The organism is Bacillus sp. EAC (genome assembly GCF_002156875.1).
Lineage (GTDB): Bacteria > Bacillota > Bacilli > Bacillales > Bacillaceae_G > Gottfriedia.
In genome coordinates this window covers 14,906-36,627 of the sequence record NZ_NCSY01000005.1, presented here as the reverse complement: position 1 = coordinate 36,627, position 21,722 = coordinate 14,906, and the positions used below count along the sequence as shown (strand labels likewise).

The following is a 21,722-nucleotide window of genomic DNA, read 5'->3' as shown; positions in this document are numbered from 1 at the left end:
CAATCGAGTTTTTGGAGCAGAATGGGGAAACAAGATGATTAAAACGGAAATTATGTAAACGTTTTCGTTTAACGGCAAGGAGGGGTTAAATGAACATATTGTTATGTTGTGCTGCCGGTATGTCAACGAGTCTTTTAGTAACTAAAATGGAAGCGGCTGCAAAAGAAGAAGGAATTGAAGCTAAGATTTGGGCAGTAAGTGCTAATGATGTGAAAAATCATCTTGATCAAGCAGATGTATTACTTGTAGGTCCCCAAGTTCGGTACTTACTCCCGCAATTGAAAAAATCAGGATTAGAAAAAGGAATTCCGGTAGATGCCATTAACCCAGTCCACTATGGGATGTGTAAGGGTGCGGAAGTCCTAAAATTTGCAATCGATTTAATAGGTTCATAATTTCATATAGGGGTGATTTGTGTGGCCAACTTTACTCAAATGCTAGAAGAGAAAGTAATGCCGGTTGCTGGAAAGATTGCAGGTCAAAAGCACTTGCAAGCATTGCGTGATGGAATTATTTTAACATTACCTCTAATTATTATTGGTTCTATTTTCTTAATTTTAGGCTTTTTACCATTTGATGGTTATCCAGAATTTATGGCAAGAACATTTGGTGACGCATGGTTGACTAAGCTTTTATATCCTGTAAATGCGACATTTGATATTATGGCACTTATCGCGGGATTTGGTATTGCATATCGACTCGCTGAACATTACAAAGTGGATCCACTAAATGCTGGTGCAATTTCGATTGCTTCGTTTCTTCTAGCAACTCCTAATTTCACAATGTTTACTCCAGAGGGAGCAACCGCAGCAATTCATGTTGGTGGAGTTCTACCTATGGCGTTTCTAGGAAGTAAAGGGCTGTTTGTTGCTATCCTAATTGCATTATTTTCGACAGAAATTTATCGATGGATCATCCAAAAAAATATTGTTATTAAAATGCCTGATGGAGTACCGCCAAGTGTTAGTAAATCGTTTGTTGCTTTATTTCCTGCATTCTTAGTTATCCTTTGCGTATGGATTATTCGTTTATTAATTGAAAATACACATTACGAAACTTTACACAATGTTGTTGGAGACTTGTTACAAGATCCACTAAGTAAACTAGGAGGATCATTGGCTGGTGCATTAATTGCTGTCTTTTTAATTCAACTATTATGGTCTGTAGGTCTACATGGTGCAGCTATCGTTGGTGGTGTAATGGGACCAATTTGGTTAGCAGCGACTGATGCAAACCGTTTAGCATTACAAGCTGGACATGAAATGCCACATGTTGTTACGCAACAATTCTTTGATATTTTTATTTATATGGGTGGCTCTGGTGCGACAATCTGTTTTGCTCTCATGATGTTATTCTTAGCAAAGAGTCAGCACGCCAAGCAGTTAGGACGGCTATCTATTGGCCCTGGTATCTTTAATATTAATGAGCCGATTACTTTCGGTGCTCCAGTCGTAATGAATCCATTACTACTTATTCCGTTTATTTTAGCTCCACTAGTTCTTGTTCTTACCACATATATAGGAATGAAAACTGGGTTTGCTCCAAAAACTTCAGGAATTGCTATTCCTTGGACTACTCCTCCTATTATTGGTGGATGGCTAGCTACAGGTGGTAACTGGAGAGGATCTGCAATGCAATTGATTAATCTTGTTGTTGCATTCTTCATTTACTATCCATTCTTTAGAATGTGGGATAAGCAAAATTTACAAGCTGAAAAAAGTGCAACAAATTAAAAAAGGAATAAAGGAGCTTGCCTATGGCAAGCTCTCAGACTGTTGACAAACGCTAGTTTTCTTCGTTGATTCGCCTTCTTGCGGTGTTCATACCGTCTAAAGTTACTCCACTCCTCATCAGAATTCGCGCCTCGAAAGACAAGCGCTATCAGTCAGTTTGAGTGTTTCTAATTATACATTTTGTCTACATGCTAGAAGCTTGCCCTATGGCAAGCTATTAGTATTGTGATCTTCAAATCTATGAGAAGGTGTGATTCCGATGACGAAAGAAGAATTGTACAACCTTTCTTTTCAATTAATTTTGCACAGTGGTAATGCAAGAAGCCTTGCAATGGAAGCGATCTATATGGCAAAAGAAAAGAAGTTCGAGTTAGCGTTAGAAAAACTTTCTGAGGCTGATGGTGAATTTACACATGCTCATCGTTTTCAGACACAACTGATTCAAGCAGAGGCTGGTGGTGAAGAATTTGAAACTCCAATCATTCTGATCCATGCACAAGATCATTTAATGACGGCAATGACATTAAAGGATTTGGCAAGAGAAATTGTTGAGCTTCGTCAGGAAATAAATACGAACAAATAGGAGGCTAAAGAAAGTGAAAAAATCGATTAAAATTACAACGATTGGTGGAGGTTCAAGTTATACTCCAGAGCTTGTTGAAGGCTTTATAAAACGATATGATGAGCTACCTTTACGCGAGCTATGGTTAGTAGATATTGAAGAAGGAAAAGAAAAACTAGAAATTGTTGGTGATTTAGCTAAACGTATGTTCCAAAAGGCTGGTCTTCCAGTGGAAGTACATCTTACGCTGGATCGAAGAGAAGCTCTAAGAGATGCAGATTTTGTAACGACTCAGTTTCGTGTAGGATTACTTGAAGCACGAGCAAAAGATGAAAGAATACCTTTGAAATATGGTGTCCTTGGTCAAGAAACGAATGGACCAGGAGGTTTATTTAAAGGACTTCGGACAATTCCTATCATTTTAGATATTGTGAAAGACATGCAAGAACTATGTCCAAATGCTTGGCTTGTTAACTTTACAAATCCAGCGGGTATGGTGACAGAAGCAGTACTTCGTTATACAGATCATCAAAAGGTTGTTGGACTATGTAATGTGCCAATTGGGATGGAGATGGGTATTGCAAAGCTTATGAATGTAGAACATTCACGAGTAAGAATTGACTTTGCTGGCTTAAATCACATGGTATATGGTTTAGATGTATTTGTTGATGGTGAAAGTGTTAAAGATCAAGTAATTGAATTTTTAACAAATCCTGAAAACTCTAGTTTTGTTAAAAATATTCAAGGATATGGATGGGAACCAGAATTTATCAGAGCATTAGGCGTTCTTCCATGTCCATATCATAGTTATTATTATAAAACGAGAGAAATGGTTGAAAAAGATATTAAAAATGCTGAAACTGTGGGAACACGTGCAGAGGTTGTAAAAAAATTAGAAGATGAACTCTTTGAATTGTATAAAGATCCAAATCTTTCAATTAAACCACCACAGCTTGAAAAGCGCGGGGGAGCTTATTATAGTGATGCTGCAGTCAGATTAATATCTTCTATTTATAATGATAAAGGTGATATTCAGCCAGTAAATACGATAAATAATGGATCAATTGCTAGCATTCCAAATGATTCGGCAATTGAGGTTAGTTGTGTGATTACGAAAGATGGTCCAAAACCGTTAGTTATGGGGGACTTACCAGTTCAAGTCCGTGGACTTGTTCAACAAATTAAATCTTTTGAAAGAGTGGCTTGTGAAGCAGCAGTTACTGGCAATTACGATCAAGCTGTACTTGCATTGACAATTAATCCTTTAGTAGCTTCTGATAAGATTGCTAAACAAATTGTAGATGAAATGTTAGAGGCACATAAAGCACATTTACCGCAATTTTTTAAAGGGGTAAAAAATTCATGATTAAACTAATTGTAAATGCAGATGATTTTGGGTATTCAAAAGGAATCAATTACGGAATCATCGAAGCTCATAAGAATGGAATTGTAAATTCAGCTACGATGATGATGAATATGCCAGGTGTTAGTCATGCAGTCGAGCTTGCTAAAGAAAATCCATCACTTCAAGTAGGAATTCATCTTGTTTTAACGTGCGGAAAACCCTTTTTAAATGACGTGCCATCACTTGTAAACGAAAAAGGAAACTTCAAAAGTAGAGGTGAATTCCTTGAACACAAAAATATTTCACTTGATGAACTAGAGAGAGAGTGGACTGCTCAGATTGAAAAATTCTTGGAAACGGGACTAACACTAACTCATTTTGACAGCCATCATCATGTTCACACTGTTCCAGAGTTTTTACCAGTTGTTCAAATGATAGCTCAAAAATATAATTTAAGTGCAAGACGTATTTCAGAGCGTGCGTTAGAAAATGTACCTCCATTTACAGATGTATTCCTACATGACTTTTACGGGGATGGTGCTACATACGATTATTTTGACAAACTTATGACACTTGTTAGTGAAGGTCAGACGGTTGAAGTAATGTGTCACCCTGGATATCTTGATCATGAGATATTAAATAATTCTTCTTATACGACTGATCGAGTAAGGGAAACTGAAATATTATCAGCTGTTAAACTTCCTAAGGAAATTGTATTGTTATAGATTACTAAAGTAACGCTTTTAAATAGATTTATTGGAATAGCATAGGAATCATCAAGCGATGATCCTTATGCTATTTTTTTGAACCAAAAACCCAGCTCATAAAAGAGCTGGGTCAACTTTTTAGACATTTACTGATTTATTTGAATCCTTTTGACTCCGTTGTTTCTTAGATTTTCTAAAGTATAACAACTCGTAAATTACAGGGATTACAATTAATGTTAATAATGTGGAAACGGTAAGTCCACCAATAACAACGACTGCTAAACTTTGAGATACTAGACTACCTGTTTCTGCTTTCTTAAATAATAATGGAAGCATAGCACAAATCGTTGCAACTGCAGTCATGAGAATTGGTCTAATTCTAGTTACCGCAGCATCGATGATCGCATCTCTTAAAATCATTTGTTTTTCTTTTTGTTTCACTCGATCTAATAATACAATCGCATTTGTTACAACAATGCCGATTAGCATAAGTGCACCTAAAAGTGCAGTCGGCTCAACTGCTATGCGACTAATGATTAGAGCTAGAACAGCTCCAATTGCTGCCAATGGTAATGAGCATAATATTGCAATTGGGGCACGGAACGTTTTAAACGTAATGATCATAATTAGGAAAACTAATCCGATTGAGACTAACATGATCATATATAAATCTGAAAAATCCTGAGATTGCTGTGCAAGTGCTCCACCGATATAAACATTTACACCATCTGCAATTTTCATGCCTTTTGATTGTTTGTCTCCAAAAATAGCTTTATTGATGTTTTTATTAATATCTGATAGTTTATCAGCCTTAACTTCTGCTGAAATACTTAAATACGTATCGCCGTCTTTATGATAGAGATTAGTTGGCTTTTCTTCTTTTTTAACCGTTGCAATTGTTGAAACTGGAACCATACCTGTTTTTGTCATAATTGGAATTGATTGAAGATCACTAGGTGTAGAAGGTTTCAATATTGGCTCAAGGTAAACATCAGTTGGTTGTTGATCAATCGAAACTGTTCCAAGAGGAGTTCGATTTAGCATGACAAACAATTGTTGAGATATTTGTTCAACATTACCTTTTGTAGGATCAACTTCTAAAGAATAAACTGTTTTTTTATCTTCTTCATTTGTTGTAACTTTCTTGATGCCGTCAATATTTTTTAGTTTATTTTTAATATCACTTGCTGTTTTTTCTAACTCATTTAAATCATTTCCTACGATATCAATAGTAATTTGAGTTTTTGCTCCACCAAATAGTGTAGATGCTAAAGCATTAAGCTCAGCTCCGGAGTATTGACTTTTTTGAGTATTAATTTGTTTTACTACTTTATCTGTAAGTTTTTTATCTTTTAGTGTTATTAAAAAGATTGCTTGAGTAGAAGAACGAACATCACCATATTTGGCCGCATCTGCAGTACTTCCTAATTGAGTGTATACACCTTTTACACCATTTTGGTCTAAAATATAATTTTCTAGTTTAAGAGTATTTGCTTTTACTTCTTCAATAGGAGTATTACTTGGATAGGTTAAAGTTGTTTGGACGAAATCTGAAGATGAATTATCAGTTGCACCTTTTGGCATTGCAAAATAAGTGCCGATTGATCCTATAAATAATAGTAATGAAACAACAATTACAACCCATTTATGATTTAATGACCATGTAAGTAATTTTTTATAACGAACTGAAGGCTTATGAGAAGATAGTTTAGCCTTTTTAAGGAAGAATGCACTTAATAATGGTACGACTGTTAATGCTACAAATAATGAAGCTAATAAAGAGTAAGTAATTGTAAGAGCGAATGGAAGCATGAAATCCTTTAGACCAGTGCTTATAATACCTATTGGTAAAAACACCGCTACCGTTGTTAATGTTGATGCTGTAATGGCACTTCCAACTTCTTTTGTTGCTTCGATAATCATTTGTACAGAAAATTTTTCAGTTTGTGTTTTTCTGAAAATATTTTCAATTACAACGATGCTATCATCAACTAAACGACCAACAGCTACTGCAACACCACCTAATGTTAAAACATTCAACGTGATGCCAGATTGTGAAAGTAAAAATAAAGTTAAACATAGTGATAATGGGATCGAAACAATCGTAATTAGAGTTGAACGAATATTTCTCAAGAATAGCATAATCACAATCGTTGCAAATAAAGCTCCGAGTAAAACCTCTTTAATCATTGCATGTACCGAAGTTTTAACCATATCAGAAGTTGCAACCATGACACTTGAATTCAGATTCTTATATTTTTTATTTAATTCTTTCGTAGCTGTCCTAACATCTTTTGTAATGCTCACTGCATTTGAATTACTGTCTTTTGTTACGATTAATAATAAGCCATCTTTTCCGTTTATTCTTGTAATATTACTATCAGGCTTTTTTACTTCAATGGTTGCAATATCAGCTAGTTTTACATTTCCAGCAACAGTAAGATTTTTTACTTTATCTAAATTATCTATAGTGCCTACAACTTTAATATTACTAGTCTTTTGATTAATAATTCCTTCGCCAACAGAGATAGCTGAATTTTGACCACGAATGACGCTCATAATGCTTTCCAACGAAACTTTTTTCTGAGCTAGTTTCGCATTGTCGATTTTTAATGAGACAAATGATTTTTCTGTACCATATGTTTGAACATTCGCGACACCTTTAATGTCTTTAAAATAAGGGATTACTTTTTTGTTTGCAAATTCAATATTAGTAGGAGTTAATCCATCTTCAAATGTGATTGCCACATCTGCTATTGGAATCATTGATGTATTTAATTGAACAATTGTAGGTTTACTTACATTTTGAGGAAGATTGATGTTACTTAATGATTCTTGAACTTCTTGCTTAGCTTCTTTCATACTTGTTCCAGACTCATAATATAAATCAACTTTTGAAAAACCATTACTTGTGCTTGAATAAATATGACTTTTTCCTTTTACGCCCGCAACTGCATTTTCTACCTTAGTAGTTACTTGATCCTCCATTGTTTTTGAATCAGTACCTTGCCCCATAACGATTACTGAAACAACAGGCTGATCAGCAGCAGGTAAAAATTCCATTGGAAGCTTGCTATAACTTAAGACTCCAATTAATAAAATAAGAACTGATAAAAAGGTTATGGCCGCCTTATTGTTAAAGGCCCATTTCGTAAACCAAGACATAAGAACTTTCCTCCTTTATGGTAAAATTACCCAGTGACACACAACAAGGTGAATCGTAACACACTAAATTGAAAAAAAATACATTTTATTGCGAATTTACAAAATATTTACGGGCAATATTCGACACTTGGGAGGACGAACACGTTCATTTTGTACTTTATAGTCTATTAAAATTGCAATTAGTTTATACTAATCTTTCATTTTGGATTGTCAGTAAAGATAGCACACTTAAATCTCATGTGGTAATGTATACATATCAGACTAACCAGTCTATTTAGTAGAATTGAGGTGCTGTATCCTTATGATTAAACGTTTTTTTAGTTATTATCGTCCTCATAAAAAGTTATTTTATATAGACTTTTTTTGTGCTTTATTAGTTGGATTAATGGAGTTAGGATTTCCTTTAGCCGTTTCGTGGTTTATTGATAAGCTTCTGCCACAAGGAAATTGGAGCACGATTATTTCTGTAAGTATTGGACTTTTAGTACTTTATTTAATGAGTTCAGGAATGCAATTTGTCGTTAACTATTGGGGACACAAACTTGGAATAAATATTGAGACGGATATGCGCCGGGAACTATTTAATCATGTACAAAAACAATCATTCCGTTTCTTTGATAACACAAAAACGGGTCATATAATGAGTCGAATCACGAATGATTTAATGGATATTGGTGAATTAGCTCATCATGGACCTGAGGATTTATTTATAGCAATTATGACCTTTATTGGAGCATTTTCGATCATGCTTACAATTAACGTTAAGTTAGCTCTTGTCGCCATTATTATCGTACCATTTCTTGTCTGGCTAATTTCTTACTCAAACATGAAAATGAATTCTTCTTGGAGTCAAATGTATGGCAATATTGCGAATGTAAATTCACAAGTGGAGGATAGCGTTTCTGGAGTTCGAGTTGTACAATCATTTACAAACGAACAATATGAAATGAAAAGATTTGAAAAGAATAATCAGTTTTTCCGTAAGACAAAATTAAATGCTTATAAGGTTATGAGTTGGAACCTATTGGGAATTTATGTTTCAACCCGTCTGATGACTCTCATAATTTTAGTGTTTGGAGCTTGGTTAAGTTTTACTAAAATTTTATCATATGGAGAGTTAGTAGCTTTCATTCTTTATTTAAATACTTTATTTAAACCAATAGATAAAATTAGTGCTTTACTTGAACTATATCCTAAAGGGATGGCAGGGTTTAAGCGATTCACTGAGTTAATTGATAATGAACCTGATATTGAAGATATTCCGGATGCAATTGAAGTAAAAACATTAAAAGGGTACATCAATTTTAAAGATGTTACATTTGGATATGAAAATAAACGAACGATTTTAAATGATATGACGTTTTCAATTGAAGCTGGAAAAACAATTGCTTTTGTGGGTCCATCAGGTGCGGGGAAAACGACGATTTGTTCTTTAATTCCTCGTTTTTACGATGTATTATCAGGTACAATTTCAATTGATGGAATCGATATACGAAATATGACTAAAGAATCACTACGTTCTAATATAGGGATCGTCCAACAGGATGTCTTCTTATTTACAGGGACGTTAAGAGAGAATATTGCGTATGGTAAGTTAGATGCTACGCAAGAAGAGATTGAAGCAGCAGCAAGAAAAGCTCACTTGACGGATTTAATTGCATCACTTCCAAATGGATATGAAACTGAAATTGGTGAAAGAGGATTAAAACTTTCTGGTGGTCAAAAACAGCGTTTAGCTATTGCAAGGATGTTCTTGAAAAACCCGCCAATTTTAATACTTGATGAAGCCACATCAGCCCTTGATACTGAAACCGAAGCAATTATTCAAGAAGCATTAAATGATTTAGCGAAGGATCGAACTACCCTAATCATTGCCCATCGATTAGGTACAATTAAAAATGCAGACAGAATCTTAGTCATTACAGAAGAAGGTATAGCTGAAGATGGAACGCATATGGAACTTTTATCGCAAGAAAATGGGATATTTGCGAAGCTTCATGCCCATCAACATTAATAAAATGAACTGGCACAGTATACCTAGGGGATGAAGTTAGATGGATTTTAAATTATCTAGTCGAACGAGAAGGCTTTTTGCTTCATGGATAGATGGAATCGTAAGTATGCTATTTTCAAAAATAGGATTACTTTTATTTGGATTATCTAATGAAGAGTATTTAGATACATTTTTGTATAGTAGCATTTCGATGTGTCTATTTACGCTTTTAATTCTCGGAATAACAATCATGTTAAATATTATCATTCCTACTTATATTTGGAATGGACAAACCATTGGGAAGAGAATATTAAAAATTCAGGTGGTTAAAGATTCAAATGATCGTGTTGATATTAAGACAATAACATTACGTTCGTTCTATCTCATAGGGGTACTTAATCTTCCTACAATAACTGTTGTATTTAGTGTTATTAGTATTATTGATATATTATTTATTTTTAGGAAAGATAAAAAAACATTACATGATTTAATCGCAAAGACTAAAGTAGTTTATTACTGATAAAATACACTTATTTTAAGGGAATCAGATCCATGAATAATTTAGAAAATTTTACTGGTAAGGCAGAGGTTTACTCAAAATATAGACCAATTTATCCAAAGAAATTTATTGATTATTTACTTGCTACAAATGATTTAAACGAAGAGAGTAATGTTGTAGATATAGGTTCAGGCACGGGCATACTAAGCAGACAATTACTTGAAGTAGGGATGAAAGTGATTGCAATTGAGCCGAATAATGACATGCGAAGTACTGCTGAACATTCTTTGAAACATTACAGTGGTTTTCAATCAATCGAAGCTACAGCTGAACATTCAACGTTAAATGATAATAGTATTGACTTAATAACAGTTGCCCAGGCATTCCACTGGTTTGATAAAGAAAAATTTAAAGCAGAATGCCAACGTATTTTGAAGAAAGACTCTAAAGTTTTACTAGTTTGGAATAGTAAAGACTTATCGAAACCATTAATGATGGAATTACAGGAGATATGCAAAAAGAACTGTCCGAAATTTAAAGGATTTAGCGGGGGAATAGAAGATAACCCGGAAATATATATTCAGTTTTTTAAAGATGGAAAATATGAATATCAGTCTTATCAAAATGATTTAGAAGTGGATTATGAAGGGTTTTTAGGCAGAAATTTATCGTCATCATTTTCACCTGTGAAGACAGATAAAGAGTATGGTCATTTCATTTCTGCATTAACAAATTTATTCAAGAAATATAGTGTTAACGGGAAAATTATCTTACCAAATATAACGAAAAGTTATTTGGGACAAGTGTGAGAAAAAAAAAGCAACGTATCATTGTGGTACGTTGCTTTTTTATTGGTTTTTGTTTAAATAGATAAATCAAGATCCCATCTTTCTTCCAGTAACTTTGAGCCAGTCCATTCAAAATTAGGTTTTTCTTCAGTTAATGAGAAACCATACTTTTTATATAGATAGCGAGCTGATTCTAGAGCATTTACTGTCCATAAAAATATATGTAGATAGTTTTGTTCTTTACAGAAGTTGAGTGCTGTTTCGATTAGTTTTTTACCGATGCCCATTCCATGATAATTTTCAGCTAGTATAAACCATCTTAACTGTGCAATTGAGTCGCTAGATTTTGTAATGGCAATTGAGCCGACAATTTCTCCATTTATTTCAGCTACCCACAGTTCGCCACCCTCATTATTAATTAGAAACTCTGTTAAACCTTTCATGACATAATATTCAAAGATACGTCCAAATTGGTATGTCGTACTGTAAATTTTACCATGAATATATGCGATATAACCCACATCACCTGGTAGAAATGGACGGATAGTAATGTCTGGTTTGGAAAATTGTTGTTGAGAGAAAGTATTCTCTATACATTCCATTGATGAAGCTAGTTTAGATAGTTCAGTCATTGATAAATTATCTATCATTTTCTCGACGCCACGACTTGAATCTTCAGCTAGTTTTTTGTAAATTTCTTTCCCTGTATCAGTTAGAAAAAGAGAATACTGACGTTTATCAATCGTGGACTGTCTTTTAGCGATGATATTTTCCTCTTCAAATCGTTGAATAATACGACTTAAATAACCACGATCAACTCCTAGCTTTTCACTAATTTCTGAAGCAGTGCAGCCAGTGTTGTAGTTAAGTTCAGTGATGATGCGTGCTTCAGTTAATGGAAAAGGTTGATTATAAATTTCCTGGTCAATCTTACCTAATATATTTGCATAGTATCTGTTAAATTTACGTATTTTTTCAATATAATTCATAATCGTCACCTTCAATTTTCAGAAATTTTAGATTGCTAATACTATAAAATATATAGTTGACTATGTCAACTATATTGCGCGGATGATTGAGTACGTAATAGTTATATTAAAATTAGCTTTTAACCTCATAAATTAAAAAATGTAACAGAATAGTTGGAAATTTGGATAAGGAAGTTGCAATAAAGGGAATATATTGGAAAAGAAGGTGATTCAATCTATCCAAATATTTATTATTTTTAAGGGGGAAATATGGAGCTATCTTTATTATTGGAGTTTGGATGGGTTTTAATTATTTTGATTTTGTTGGAAGGTTTATTGTCTGCTGATAATGCTTTAGTTTTAGCTGTAATGGCAAAGCATTTACCAGAAGAACAACAAAAGAAAGCAATAAATATTGGGTTACTATTAGCGTTTATATTTAGAATAGGTGCTATTTTTATTATTTCATTCCTTTTTCACGTTTGGCAAGTTCAAGCTATTGGAGCTGCCTATTTAATTTTCATTGCATTGAAACATTTACTAAAAAAACACGATGATGGCAAAGGAAAAAAACAGAAGAGTTTTGGAATGACTGTTGCCCAAATTTCATTAGCAGATATCGCATTTGCGATCGATTCGATTTTAGCAGCAGTAGCTCTAGTAATTGATTTACCTGATACAACTATGGATGATATTGGCGGAATGGATGGAGCTAAATTTATTGTCATCATAATTGGTGCAATTGCAGGACTAATTGTTATTCGATTTGCTGCAAGCATTTTTGTTAAGTTATTGACAGAACGACCTAGTCTTGAAACGGCGGCAATGTTATTGGTAGGATGGGTTGGAGTTAAGTTATTAATGCATACACTTGCTCATCCATCGCTTCATATTATTTCTCACGAATTTGTAGAAGGACCAATTTGGAATACCATTTTTTGGTCGATAATGCTTCTTATTGCTTTAGGTGGCTGGTTTCTATCTAAAAAGAAGACAAAAAATACTAATGAAGAATAAGAATTTTATATTATTTTTAGTTCAAAAGTATAAATAGATTAACAAACGCGTGGATTAAAATTCACGCGTATTTATTTTAGAAATATGTAGTTAGTTCAAATGATTAATGAACGAGAATTAATAAGATATTCTTTTCCTTCACAATCGTAGAATTGCTTAACACAATGTTGATGATTCTAAATACTGATCCTACTTATCCTCTTTTATCAACATAATAAAATCATTCAGTTTATTTAAAGTAGTAATATTTTGATTACACTTTTGGCTGTCTAGGCATATGTAATTGCCTCTTTGAATAAAAGTGCCTTCTAATTTTCCTTTCGTTTTAGTCATAAACATCCCTAAATCTTCAAACTTATTACAAATAGTACAATTTCCTTTTTTATTCAGTGGCTTAAAAGTTCCTTGTAAACCAATCAGTTTTCCGTTGAAATAAGTAACGATAAATTTAGAATTAGAGCCTAAATCATCCCACCCTAGATATGTCATTTCCGTTAGTTTTATATCCTTTGATATTGGGAGTTTTAGCTTTTTAGCTTTAGGAAATAATTTTTTAATTGATTGTTCTGAGACTTCTTTAAATGGAAGGACAAATGGTTGTAGTTGATCTAAGACTTTTTCTGCACGATCTGAATTTTTTATATCATTAATGGGATTTAGTAACTGTTGCTGAACTTCTGTTAAATCAGGAAATAAGCTAAACACTCTCTCACTAACGAGAGATTTTAATGCATTAAGAACGGCTTTATCGTTTACAGATGTATATCCATTAATTAGTATTTGGATTTGATATTTAATAAAATTATATTGATCACTTCTTATAAAGGGTTCCATTTTATTCACTCCTTATGGCAATTTATTAGTCCCTCATAGCATTTAATTTACTTGAGTTGTGAAGTTTTTAAAATGGTCTAAATGATTAAGAAACAAACTCGCCATAACAAAAAGCACTGATCAAAGTTTATCAGTGCTTATTTTTATGTTATTTAGTGGTGTAAATAATTTTTTTAATTGTTTCAACGGAGAGATAATAATCATTGGCTAATTGGTCAATTGTTATTCCATTCTTAAATGAAGTTTTAATTGATTTGTTTCTATCATCAATTAGCTTTCGTGTTCCAGAACGTGAGCCCCATTTCTGATGAGTTTTTTCAAGTTTAGGAATATAGATTGTTTCTCCTTGAATATATTTTTGAATTTCAACTATTAGTTTTTCTGGTAATATAGCCGTTGCTTTTACATATGCCATTTCTGCCAGCTCCTTATTCTTAATTTATAAAATAAGGTGCAAAGCCAATGGATTAGAAAAACTTACTTGGGCGATTATTTAAAAAGTCACTCCCATGCAAAGTATCGCCTTTCTAATACTAGGCTTTGCATGAGCTGATGATTTATCTGACAAATTAACTGCACTTGTCATATCATATCACCTCCTAAAAAATTTTAGTCATTTATTAACGATAATTATAGCCGATTCATTAAAGTTATGCATAATCTCCTCACTTTTTTTCTCAAATAATTATATACAGGAGTATTTAAACTAGTATCCAAGATGAAAAAAGTGTGTCCGAATAAGGTTTATATAAATGATGAATTTTATATGAAATAACGTTAAAATAATGTGCATTTATTGAAAGTTTGAATTTGTTTTCTTTTACAAAAAAGATAATCTGTTTTAAGGTATTAGGTATAAAAATAAAAAGGAGTGAGATATATTGGGTTTTGCAGTAGGGTTAATGTCTGGGACATCGTTAGATGGTATTGATGCTGCGTTAGTTGAGTTAAAAGGTAGTGGTCTTGATACTGAAGTTAAATTAATTGATTTCATGACAATCGCAATTGACGATAGCTTATTAAAAGAGACCATGGATGCCATATCACTTGTTTCCTCTAATGCACAACATTTATGCAGTTTAAATTTTAAGCTTGGATATGCATTTGCGGATGCAGTGAAACAAATTTGTGATAAGAATCAGTTGTTATTAAATGATCTTGATTTTATTGGATCACATGGTCAAACGATTTATCATCAACCTGAAAAAGAGGAACATTTTATTCAATCTACATTGCAATTAGGTGAACCAGCAGTCATTGCTTATGAGACAAAAACAAAAGTTGTTTCAAATTTTCGGGTAATGGATATGGCAGCAGGTGGATATGGGGCACCACTAGTTCCATATTCAGAATTGCTACTTTATAAAAATAAATCTAAATCAAGATTATTACAAAATATAGGCGGAATTGGAAATGTGACCGTTATACCAAAAAATGCTTCGTTAAATGATTTAGTAGCATTTGATACTGGACCGGGTAATATGATTATTGATGAAATTTGTAAGCGTTTTTTCAATGTATCATTTGATGCGAATGGTGATTTGGCTGCACAAGGTATAGTAAATGAAAGATTGCTAGAAAGATGTATGAGTGTCCCGTATATTTTGGCGCAGATTCCAAAAACTACTGGTAGAGAATTATTTGGAGCACAATTTGTTGACCAGATAATGGATGAATTTAAAGAGATTTCTTCGTATGATTTGATTGCTACTATGACAATGTTTACAGCTAAATCAATCGCAGAAAACTATAAAAAATTTATTTTTCCGAATCAGTCGATAGATGAAGTTATTGTTGGTGGCGGAGGAAGTCATAATAAAACGTTATTACGCATGCTTCAAGAGTTGTTGATAAACGATTGTAAAGTATTAACTCAAGAAGATATTGGTTATTCTTCTGATGCCAAAGAAGCAATTGCATTTGCTGTATTAGCAAATGAAACTTTACATGGAATACCAAGTAATGTGCCTAGTGCAACTAAAGCTGGTCGACCAGTTATTTTAGGAAACATTACACCGGTTCCTTATTAATGATTACAATTTGAGGAAGAACAAATTAGGAGGAAAAATCGTGAAAAAATTAGGTGTTTCAATTTATCCAGAACATTCAACGGTTGATAAAGATAAAGATTATATTAAGTTAGCTCATGAATATGGCTTTAAACGAATTTTTACTTGTTTATTATCTGTTGATGGAGATCAAGAGAAAATTATGAAAGAATTTAAAGAAATTATTGATTATGCAAATAGTCTTGAAATGGAAGTAATGGTTGATATTGCACCACGAGTATTTGGTAAACTAGGTATTTCTTATAATGACCTTTCATTTTTTGCTAATTTAGGAGCTTATGGTATTCGATTAGATTTGGGCTTTACTGGAAATGAAGAGTCAATTATGACGTATAATCCCTATGGATTAAAAATCGAAATTAATATGAGCAATGCTACAAAATATTTAGAAAATATATTAGCTTATAAACCTAATCAATCAAATTTAATTGGTTCGCATAATTTTTATCCGCATCGTTATGCAGGGCTAAGTTATAACCATTTTGTAAAATGTAGCGAAGAATTTAAAAAACATGGAATACGTACAGCCGCATTTATTAATTCGCAAGCAGCTACGTATGGTCCATGGCCTGTTTCAGAAGGACTTTGTTCTTTAGAAATGCATCGTAATTTATCTGTCGTAACGCAAGCAAAACATTTATTTTACTCAGATTTAATTGATGACGTTATTATTGCAAATGCATATGCTTCTGAAGAAGAATTTAAACAACTTTCTGAGTTAAATAAACATGGTAAAGATTTATTTACGTTAAATATAAACTTATACGATACAATTACACCTCTTGAGAAAAAAATCGTATTGGACGAGTTTCATTTTTATCGTGGTGATGTTTCAGACTATTTAATCCGTTCAACACAATCACGTGTAAAATATAAGGAGGAAGAGTTTAAACCAACTTATACACCACATATTCGTAGAGGTGATATTCTCGTTGAAAATGAATTATATGGTCAGTATAAAGGTGAATTGCAAATAGCGCTTCAAGATATGGAGAATTCAGGTAAAACGAATATAGTAGGCCGCATTTCGGAGGAAGAAATTTTCTTATTAGATTTCTTGCATCCATGGAGTAAGTTTCAGTTTAAGGAAAACTAACTAATTTATAACTGTTTGAGAAGATGTAAAAAATTTTTTTGCATCTTCTGAAATTTTATTTCATTTTTAAGTTATAATAATTGAAATTTTATTTTAATGAGAATATAATTGTTTTATAGAAAACGTTTTCAGTTTTTCAAATCTTTTTTTATTAATTTTATATTAGGAGGATAAGTTCATGAAGGTATTATTTGTATGTGCAGGCGGTATGTCTAGTGCGATTGTAGTAAACGCTCTGAAAAAAGAAGGAGAAAAAAACGGATTAAATCTAGATGTTTTAGCAGTCGGAACCCAAGAGTTTGCTGAGGAAGTGAAGAATGGTTGGGATGTAGCCATGGTTGCACCACAAGTAAGACACAGATTTGATGGTTTTAAGGCTTCATCAGACGAGGCGAATGTACCATGTGCTGTCATTCCACCTCAAGCTTATAGTCCACTTGGTGGCCCAACATTATTAAAATTAGTTCAAGAACTAGTTAAGTAGTCTAATATTTTGTCATATAAAGGAGAATAACAAATGGATAAGTTTATTGCATTTTTGGAAAACAATTTATCAACACCAATGGCAAAGCTATCTGAACAAAAGCATTTACGAGCTATTCGTGATGGTGTAGTTTCAGCGTTACCATTTATCATTTTTGGCAGCTTATTCTTAATTATTGCTTTTCCACCAGTTCCTGCAGATTCTGCAGTTGGTGTATGGGCAGCAAATCATATTGCGGAAATATTAATCCCGTATCGACTTACAATGTTCATTATGACCCTGTATATAACTTTTGGGATTGGATATAGTTTGTCTCAAAGCTATAAACTAGACCCGCTTTCTGGGGCATTATTAGCTGGATCAGCGTTTTTATTTACAACTGGTGTTCAAATGATTGATAAGGTAGGATTTGTATTACCAATGGCCAATATGGGTGGTCACGGACTTTTCGTTGGTATGATCACTTCTATTTTTGCGGTTGAAGTATTACGTTTTTGTAAGACAAAAAATATTACAATTAAAATGCCGGATTCCGTTCCTAGCTCTGTAGCACGCTCTTTTGAAGCACTTATTCCTGTAACAGTTGTTTTAACAGTAATGACTTTAATTACAGTTGTATTTAAAGTAGATACACATTCTCTTGTAGACAAAGCAGTAGCTCCACTAATTAGTGCGGGTGACTCGTTACCTGGAGTGTTAGTACCTGTATTCTTAATTACATTTTTCTGGGCATTTGGTATCCATGGGGTATCGGTAGTAGGCGCAGTTGCACGTCCTGTTTGGGAAGTTTATTTAGCAAATAACTCTGCAGCCGTTGCAGCTGGTAAAGTAGGTAGTCAGCTACCACACATTGCTCCTGAAACTTTCTTCCAGTGGTTTATTTGGATCGGTGGTTCAGGTGCAACATTAGGCTTAGTAATTGCAATGTTAATTGCAGGAAAATCTAGTTATTCAAAGGCACTAGGAAGAACAGCAATTATCCCAAGTATTTTTAACATTAATGAGCCAGTAATTTTCGGGATGCCGATTGTATTAAATCCTGTATTAATTATTCCATTCATGATCGTTCCAATAATTGGTGCAACAATTTCTTATCTAGCAACAGCTGCGGGATTAGTTAATCCAACTTACGTAATGGTTCCGTGGACTTTACCTGCTCCAATCGGTGCATATTTATCAACTGGTGGGGATTGGAGAGCAATTATCTTAGTTGTAATCAATTTAGCTATATCAATTGTAATCTATTTACCATTCTTCAAAATGTACGATAAAAAATTGCTAGCACAAGAATCTACTATTGAAATCGATAATAGTGTAAAAGTATCTTCTTAAAATAATAGTAAAGGGAGTTTTGGACAATTTCTCCAAGCTTCCTTTATTTATTACTAAATAAGCAAGAAAGGAATTTTAAATATGAACACTACAAAGAATCTCCATTTTTTTAGTTATAAAGCTGCTATTGTATTTTTTGTATTTATTCTTGCGTTTAATCTTATCTTTAATCCTGTTCTACTCTTTATTGGAATGAGTAAAAATCTGGCAGTATTTATCACAAATAGCATAGGTCTGAGTGTAGGACTTACAAGCGTGATCGTATTTATTGAAGGTAAGTTTAAGAATAAGAAACAAGCTTCAATTTTATTTATTTCATTATTAGCTTTCTGCATCGTGACTTGTTATATTGTTGTATTCAATTCATAAGAAAAATATGAAATGAAGGTGTGTTCAAAATGAATAAAAAAAGAGGAATTAAAATCGTGACAATTGGTGGTGGTTCAAGTTATACACCAGAACTAGTTGAAGGATTTATAAAAAGATATCACGAGCTTCCTATAAGGGAACTTTGGTTAGTAGATATTGAGGCTGGCAAAGAAAAGTTAGAGATTGTCGGTAGTTTAGCAAGACGTATGGTAAAACAAGCAGGAATTCCTATGGAAATCCATTTAACATTAGATCGAACATTAGCTTTAAAAGATGCGGATTTTGTTACAACTCAAATGCGTGTTGGTTTACTAGAAGCTCGTATTAAGGATGAACGTATTCCTCTGCAATTCGGTATGATTGGTCAAGAAACAAATGGTGCAGGTGGCCTATTTAAAGGGCTTCGAACAATTCCTGTTTTATTAGAGATTGCAGAAGAAATGCAACAACTTTGTCCGGAAGCTTGGTTAATTAACTTCACAAATCCAGCTGGTATGGTTACTGAAGCTTTATTACGTTATAGCAATCATAAAAAAGTAATTGGTGTTTGTAATGTACCTATCAATATGACAATGACAATTGCCAAATTACTAGAAGTAGAAACAGGTCGTGTTCACATCGATTTTGCAGGATTAAATCATATGGTATATGGACTGCATGTTTATGTTGATGGAAAAGAAGTCACAGAACATGTTTTAGAATTATTAGCAAATCCAGAAATACAAATGACCATGAGAAATATTGCTCCACTACCATGGCAAAAAGAATTTTTAATGTCTTTAGGGGTACTTCCTTGTCCGTACCATCGATACTATTACAAGACTAAACATATTTTAGAAGAAGAATTAGAATCTTTTAAATCAGGGACAACAAGAGCAGAAGTTGTAAAGAAATTAGAAGATGATTTGTTTGAATTATATAGGGATGAAAATCTAGCTATTAAACCACCTCAACTTGAAAAAAGAGGAGGAGCATACTATAGTGATGCTGCCTGTAGCTTAATCACATCTATTTATAATGATAAAAAAGATATTCAAGTTTTAAATGTGCAAAACAATGGATCAATTCAAGGGATACCAAATGAATCGGCTGTTGAAGTAAATTGTATTGTAACAAGGCAAGGGCCGATACCTGTTTCAATTGGTGAATTACCACCACAAATAAATGGGCTTGTTCAACAAATTAAATCATTTGAACGAATAGGGGCTGAGGCTGCTGTCACTGGTTCATACGAAAAGGCGTTGTTAGCTCTAACAATTAATCCTTTAGTTCCAAGTGATGAAGTTGCTAAAACAGTATTAGATGCTTTATTAGAAGCACATAAAGATTTCTTACCAGCATTTTATAAAAATTAAGTATCCATTTATAAACTGAAAAAATATGAATATAGATGAGGAGAATATATATGAATAACGAACAAGAAATTTTTGAAATTATCTCACACGGTGGAAACGCGAGGTCTTTAGCTTATGAGGCGCTAGAAGCTGCAGAAAAGAATGACTTCGAAACAGCTGACCGTTTAATTGAAGAGTCTCATGTAGAAATTGGCAAAGCCCATAAAACTCAAACAACTTTAATACAAGCTGAACTAAATGGACAACCTTGTGAGAAATCACTTTTAATGATTCATGCACAGGACCATTTAATGACAGCTATGAGCGAACAAAAATTAGTTGAACATATCATTCGTTTGCATAAAAAATTAGCTGAAAAATAATCGGTTTTAATATTAACTAATAAGAAAAAGTAATAATTTTAAAGTAATCGTTTAAGAATAATCTGGGAATTTAGGTAGGGGGCAGCTAAGATGCAATACATTATTAGCGTTGATGGTGGAGGAACTAAAACAGAGGCAATTGCTTATGATTTAGAAGGCAATGTTATTAGCCAAGGATATTCTGGGTACAGTAATCTACTTATTAATGAAAAAGAAGGAATCAATCATATAATTGAAGCCATTGAGAACTGTCTTCTCCCTTTATCAAAAGAGAATTGTTTATTTTTATTTTTAGGATTAGCTGGATACGGAGGAATTAAAGATATCAATCCTTTAGAATCGGCGTTAAATGAGTCATTCCGCATTCCTTTTAAAATTGTAAATGACGCGCGTCTTGCTCATGCGGCTTTGCTTAATGGAAAAAGTGGAGTTTTAACAATTGCAGGTACAGGATCTGTGTGTATCGGTTTGGATCAAGAGAAGATTGTGACAACAGGTGGATGGGGACACTTGATAGGTGATGAAGGAAGCGGATACTGGATTTGTATGGAAATATTTAAAAATATCACACAAGAATTTGATGAGAATATTCAGCTAAGTTATTTATCTCAGAAATTAATAGAAAAATTACAATTAAATGAAGTAGATGAACTTAAACAATATATCTATCATAATCCAAAAAGCGTGATTGCTTCACATGTTCCTTTTATCGTAGAAATGGCAGGTATGGGAGATTTAATTGCTTTAGATGTCTTAGAACGAGCAGGGAAATTACTTGCGAAAACTACACTACAAGCGATAAAAAAACTAAAGCTACAAGGAGCACCTCGAGTTGCAATTAAAGGGAGTATTCTACAGCACATACAGATTGTTCAAAATTCTTTTGTTCATTCAATTCGAGAGCAATATCCATCAGTCAAGTTTTATACGGACCATATTTCTTCAACATATGGTGGTTATCTTTTAGCGATGAAAGAAATAAATATATGCATAAAAAAGTAAGTATAAATCGAGAAATACAAAAAATATTTAGATTACAGTAGT

At 33.2% G+C, this 21,722-nt stretch carries 21 protein-coding genes; 17 read left to right on the top strand and 4 right to left on the bottom strand.

Annotated elements, in window-relative coordinates; all coding sequences use genetic code 11:
• The first annotated feature begins 89 nt into the window (after positions 1–89).
• From B7R65_RS10440 to chbG, 5 genes are all read left to right on the top strand, one after another.
• Positions 90–395: a PTS sugar transporter subunit IIB gene (locus B7R65_RS10440; RefSeq protein WP_088042727.1), complete on the top strand. Its 306-nt coding sequence runs from the start codon at positions 90–92 to the stop codon at positions 393–395.
• A gap of 21 nt (positions 396–416) precedes the next feature.
• Positions 417–1,733 carry a PTS cellobiose transporter subunit IIC gene (celB, locus tag B7R65_RS10435; RefSeq protein WP_088042726.1) on the top strand — a complete coding sequence of 439 codons (1,317 nt, stop codon included), beginning with the start codon at positions 417–419 and terminating at the stop codon, positions 1,731–1,733.
• 259 nt (positions 1,734–1,992) lie between these two features.
• Positions 1,993–2,316, top strand: a complete 324-nt coding sequence (locus tag B7R65_RS10430) for a PTS sugar transporter subunit IIA (RefSeq protein WP_088042725.1) — start codon at positions 1,993–1,995, stop codon at positions 2,314–2,316.
• A 13-nt stretch (positions 2,317–2,329) separates the two neighbouring features.
• Positions 2,330–3,661 (top strand): 6-phospho-beta-glucosidase, encoded by a 1,332-nt coding sequence (locus B7R65_RS10425; protein ID WP_088042724.1) that lies wholly within the window; start codon positions 2,330–2,332, stop codon positions 3,659–3,661.
• Positions 3,658–4,365 carry a chitin disaccharide deacetylase gene (gene chbG / locus B7R65_RS10420; RefSeq protein WP_088042723.1) on the top strand — a complete coding sequence of 236 codons (708 nt, stop codon included), beginning with the start codon at positions 3,658–3,660 and terminating at the stop codon, positions 4,363–4,365. The genes B7R65_RS10425 and chbG overlap by 4 nt, the downstream gene beginning before the upstream one ends.
• A 120-nt stretch (positions 4,366–4,485) precedes the next feature.
• Here the strand turns inward: chbG and B7R65_RS10415 are convergent, their stop codons facing one another.
• A complete protein-coding gene (locus B7R65_RS10415; RefSeq protein ID WP_088042722.1) occupies positions 4,486–7,512 on the bottom strand; it encodes an efflux RND transporter permease subunit in 3,027 nt (1,008 codons plus the stop codon).
• A 301-nt stretch (positions 7,513–7,813) separates the two neighbouring features.
• On the opposite strand from B7R65_RS10415, the gene B7R65_RS10410 reads away from it, so the two are divergent.
• From B7R65_RS10410 to B7R65_RS10400, 3 genes are read left to right on the top strand one after another with little or no spacing between them, the layout of a single operon-like run.
• Positions 7,814–9,526, top strand: coding sequence for an ABC transporter ATP-binding protein (locus tag B7R65_RS10410; RefSeq protein ID WP_088042721.1), 1,713 nt, complete (start codon positions 7,814–7,816; stop codon positions 9,524–9,526).
• A 40-nt stretch (positions 9,527–9,566) separates the two neighbouring features.
• Positions 9,567–10,025, top strand: coding sequence for an RDD family protein (locus B7R65_RS10405; protein WP_088042720.1), 459 nt, complete (start codon positions 9,567–9,569; stop codon positions 10,023–10,025).
• A 32-nt stretch (positions 10,026–10,057) separates the two neighbouring features.
• Complete coding sequence (locus B7R65_RS10400) at positions 10,058–10,813, top strand: class I SAM-dependent methyltransferase (protein WP_088042719.1); 756 nt, start codon at positions 10,058–10,060, stop codon at positions 10,811–10,813.
• A 53-nt stretch (positions 10,814–10,866) separates the two neighbouring features.
• On the opposite strand, the gene B7R65_RS10395 is transcribed toward B7R65_RS10400, so the two are convergent.
• Positions 10,867–11,781 carry a bifunctional helix-turn-helix transcriptional regulator/GNAT family N-acetyltransferase gene (locus tag B7R65_RS10395; RefSeq protein WP_256941259.1) on the bottom strand — a complete coding sequence of 305 codons (915 nt, stop codon included), beginning with the start codon at positions 11,779–11,781 and terminating at the stop codon, positions 10,867–10,869.
• A 249-nt stretch (positions 11,782–12,030) separates the two neighbouring features.
• On the opposite strand from B7R65_RS10395, the gene B7R65_RS10390 reads away from it, so the two are divergent.
• Positions 12,031–12,777, top strand: a complete 747-nt coding sequence (locus tag B7R65_RS10390) for a TerC family protein (protein WP_088042717.1) — start codon at positions 12,031–12,033, stop codon at positions 12,775–12,777.
• 189 nt (positions 12,778–12,966) lie between these two features.
• On the opposite strand, the gene B7R65_RS10385 is transcribed toward B7R65_RS10390, so the two are convergent.
• Complete coding sequence (locus tag B7R65_RS10385) at positions 12,967–13,611, bottom strand: FusB/FusC family EF-G-binding protein (RefSeq protein WP_088042716.1); 645 nt, start codon at positions 13,609–13,611, stop codon at positions 12,967–12,969.
• 148 nt (positions 13,612–13,759) lie between these two features.
• Positions 13,760–14,026, bottom strand: coding sequence for a CD3324 family protein (locus B7R65_RS10380; protein ID WP_088042715.1), 267 nt, complete (start codon positions 14,024–14,026; stop codon positions 13,760–13,762).
• A 466-nt stretch (positions 14,027–14,492) separates the two neighbouring features.
• On the opposite strand from B7R65_RS10380, the gene anmK reads away from it, so the two are divergent.
• From anmK to B7R65_RS10340, 8 genes are all read left to right on the top strand, one after another.
• Positions 14,493–15,641 carry an anhydro-N-acetylmuramic acid kinase AnmK gene (anmK, locus tag B7R65_RS10375; RefSeq protein ID WP_256941258.1) on the top strand — a complete coding sequence of 383 codons (1,149 nt, stop codon included), beginning with the start codon at positions 14,493–14,495 and terminating at the stop codon, positions 15,639–15,641.
• A gap of 40 nt (positions 15,642–15,681) precedes the next feature.
• Positions 15,682–16,776, top strand: a complete 1,095-nt coding sequence (locus B7R65_RS10370; RefSeq protein WP_088042714.1) for a DUF871 domain-containing protein — start codon at positions 15,682–15,684, stop codon at positions 16,774–16,776.
• Positions 16,777–16,954: 178 nt separating this feature from the next.
• A complete protein-coding gene (locus tag B7R65_RS10365) occupies positions 16,955–17,260 on the top strand; it encodes a PTS sugar transporter subunit IIB (RefSeq protein ID WP_088014092.1) in 306 nt (101 codons plus the stop codon).
• 33 nt (positions 17,261–17,293) lie between these two features.
• Positions 17,294–18,592 (top strand): PTS sugar transporter subunit IIC, encoded by a 1,299-nt coding sequence (locus B7R65_RS10360; RefSeq protein ID WP_088042713.1) that lies wholly within the window; start codon positions 17,294–17,296, stop codon positions 18,590–18,592.
• A gap of 81 nt (positions 18,593–18,673) precedes the next feature.
• Positions 18,674–18,961, top strand: coding sequence for a hypothetical protein (locus B7R65_RS10355; RefSeq protein WP_088042712.1), 288 nt, complete (start codon positions 18,674–18,676; stop codon positions 18,959–18,961).
• Positions 18,962–18,990: 29 nt separating this feature from the next.
• Positions 18,991–20,316: a 6-phospho-beta-glucosidase gene (locus tag B7R65_RS10350; RefSeq protein ID WP_088042711.1), complete on the top strand. Its 1,326-nt coding sequence runs from the start codon at positions 18,991–18,993 to the stop codon at positions 20,314–20,316.
• A 50-nt stretch (positions 20,317–20,366) separates the two neighbouring features.
• On the top strand, positions 20,367–20,678 hold the full coding sequence (locus B7R65_RS10345; protein ID WP_088042710.1) for a PTS lactose/cellobiose transporter subunit IIA: 312 nt from the start codon (positions 20,367–20,369) through the stop codon (positions 20,676–20,678).
• A 90-nt stretch (positions 20,679–20,768) separates the two neighbouring features.
• Positions 20,769–21,680 carry an N-acetylglucosamine kinase gene (locus B7R65_RS10340; RefSeq protein ID WP_088042709.1) on the top strand — a complete coding sequence of 304 codons (912 nt, stop codon included), beginning with the start codon at positions 20,769–20,771 and terminating at the stop codon, positions 21,678–21,680.
• Positions 21,681–21,722 lie beyond the last annotated feature (42 nt).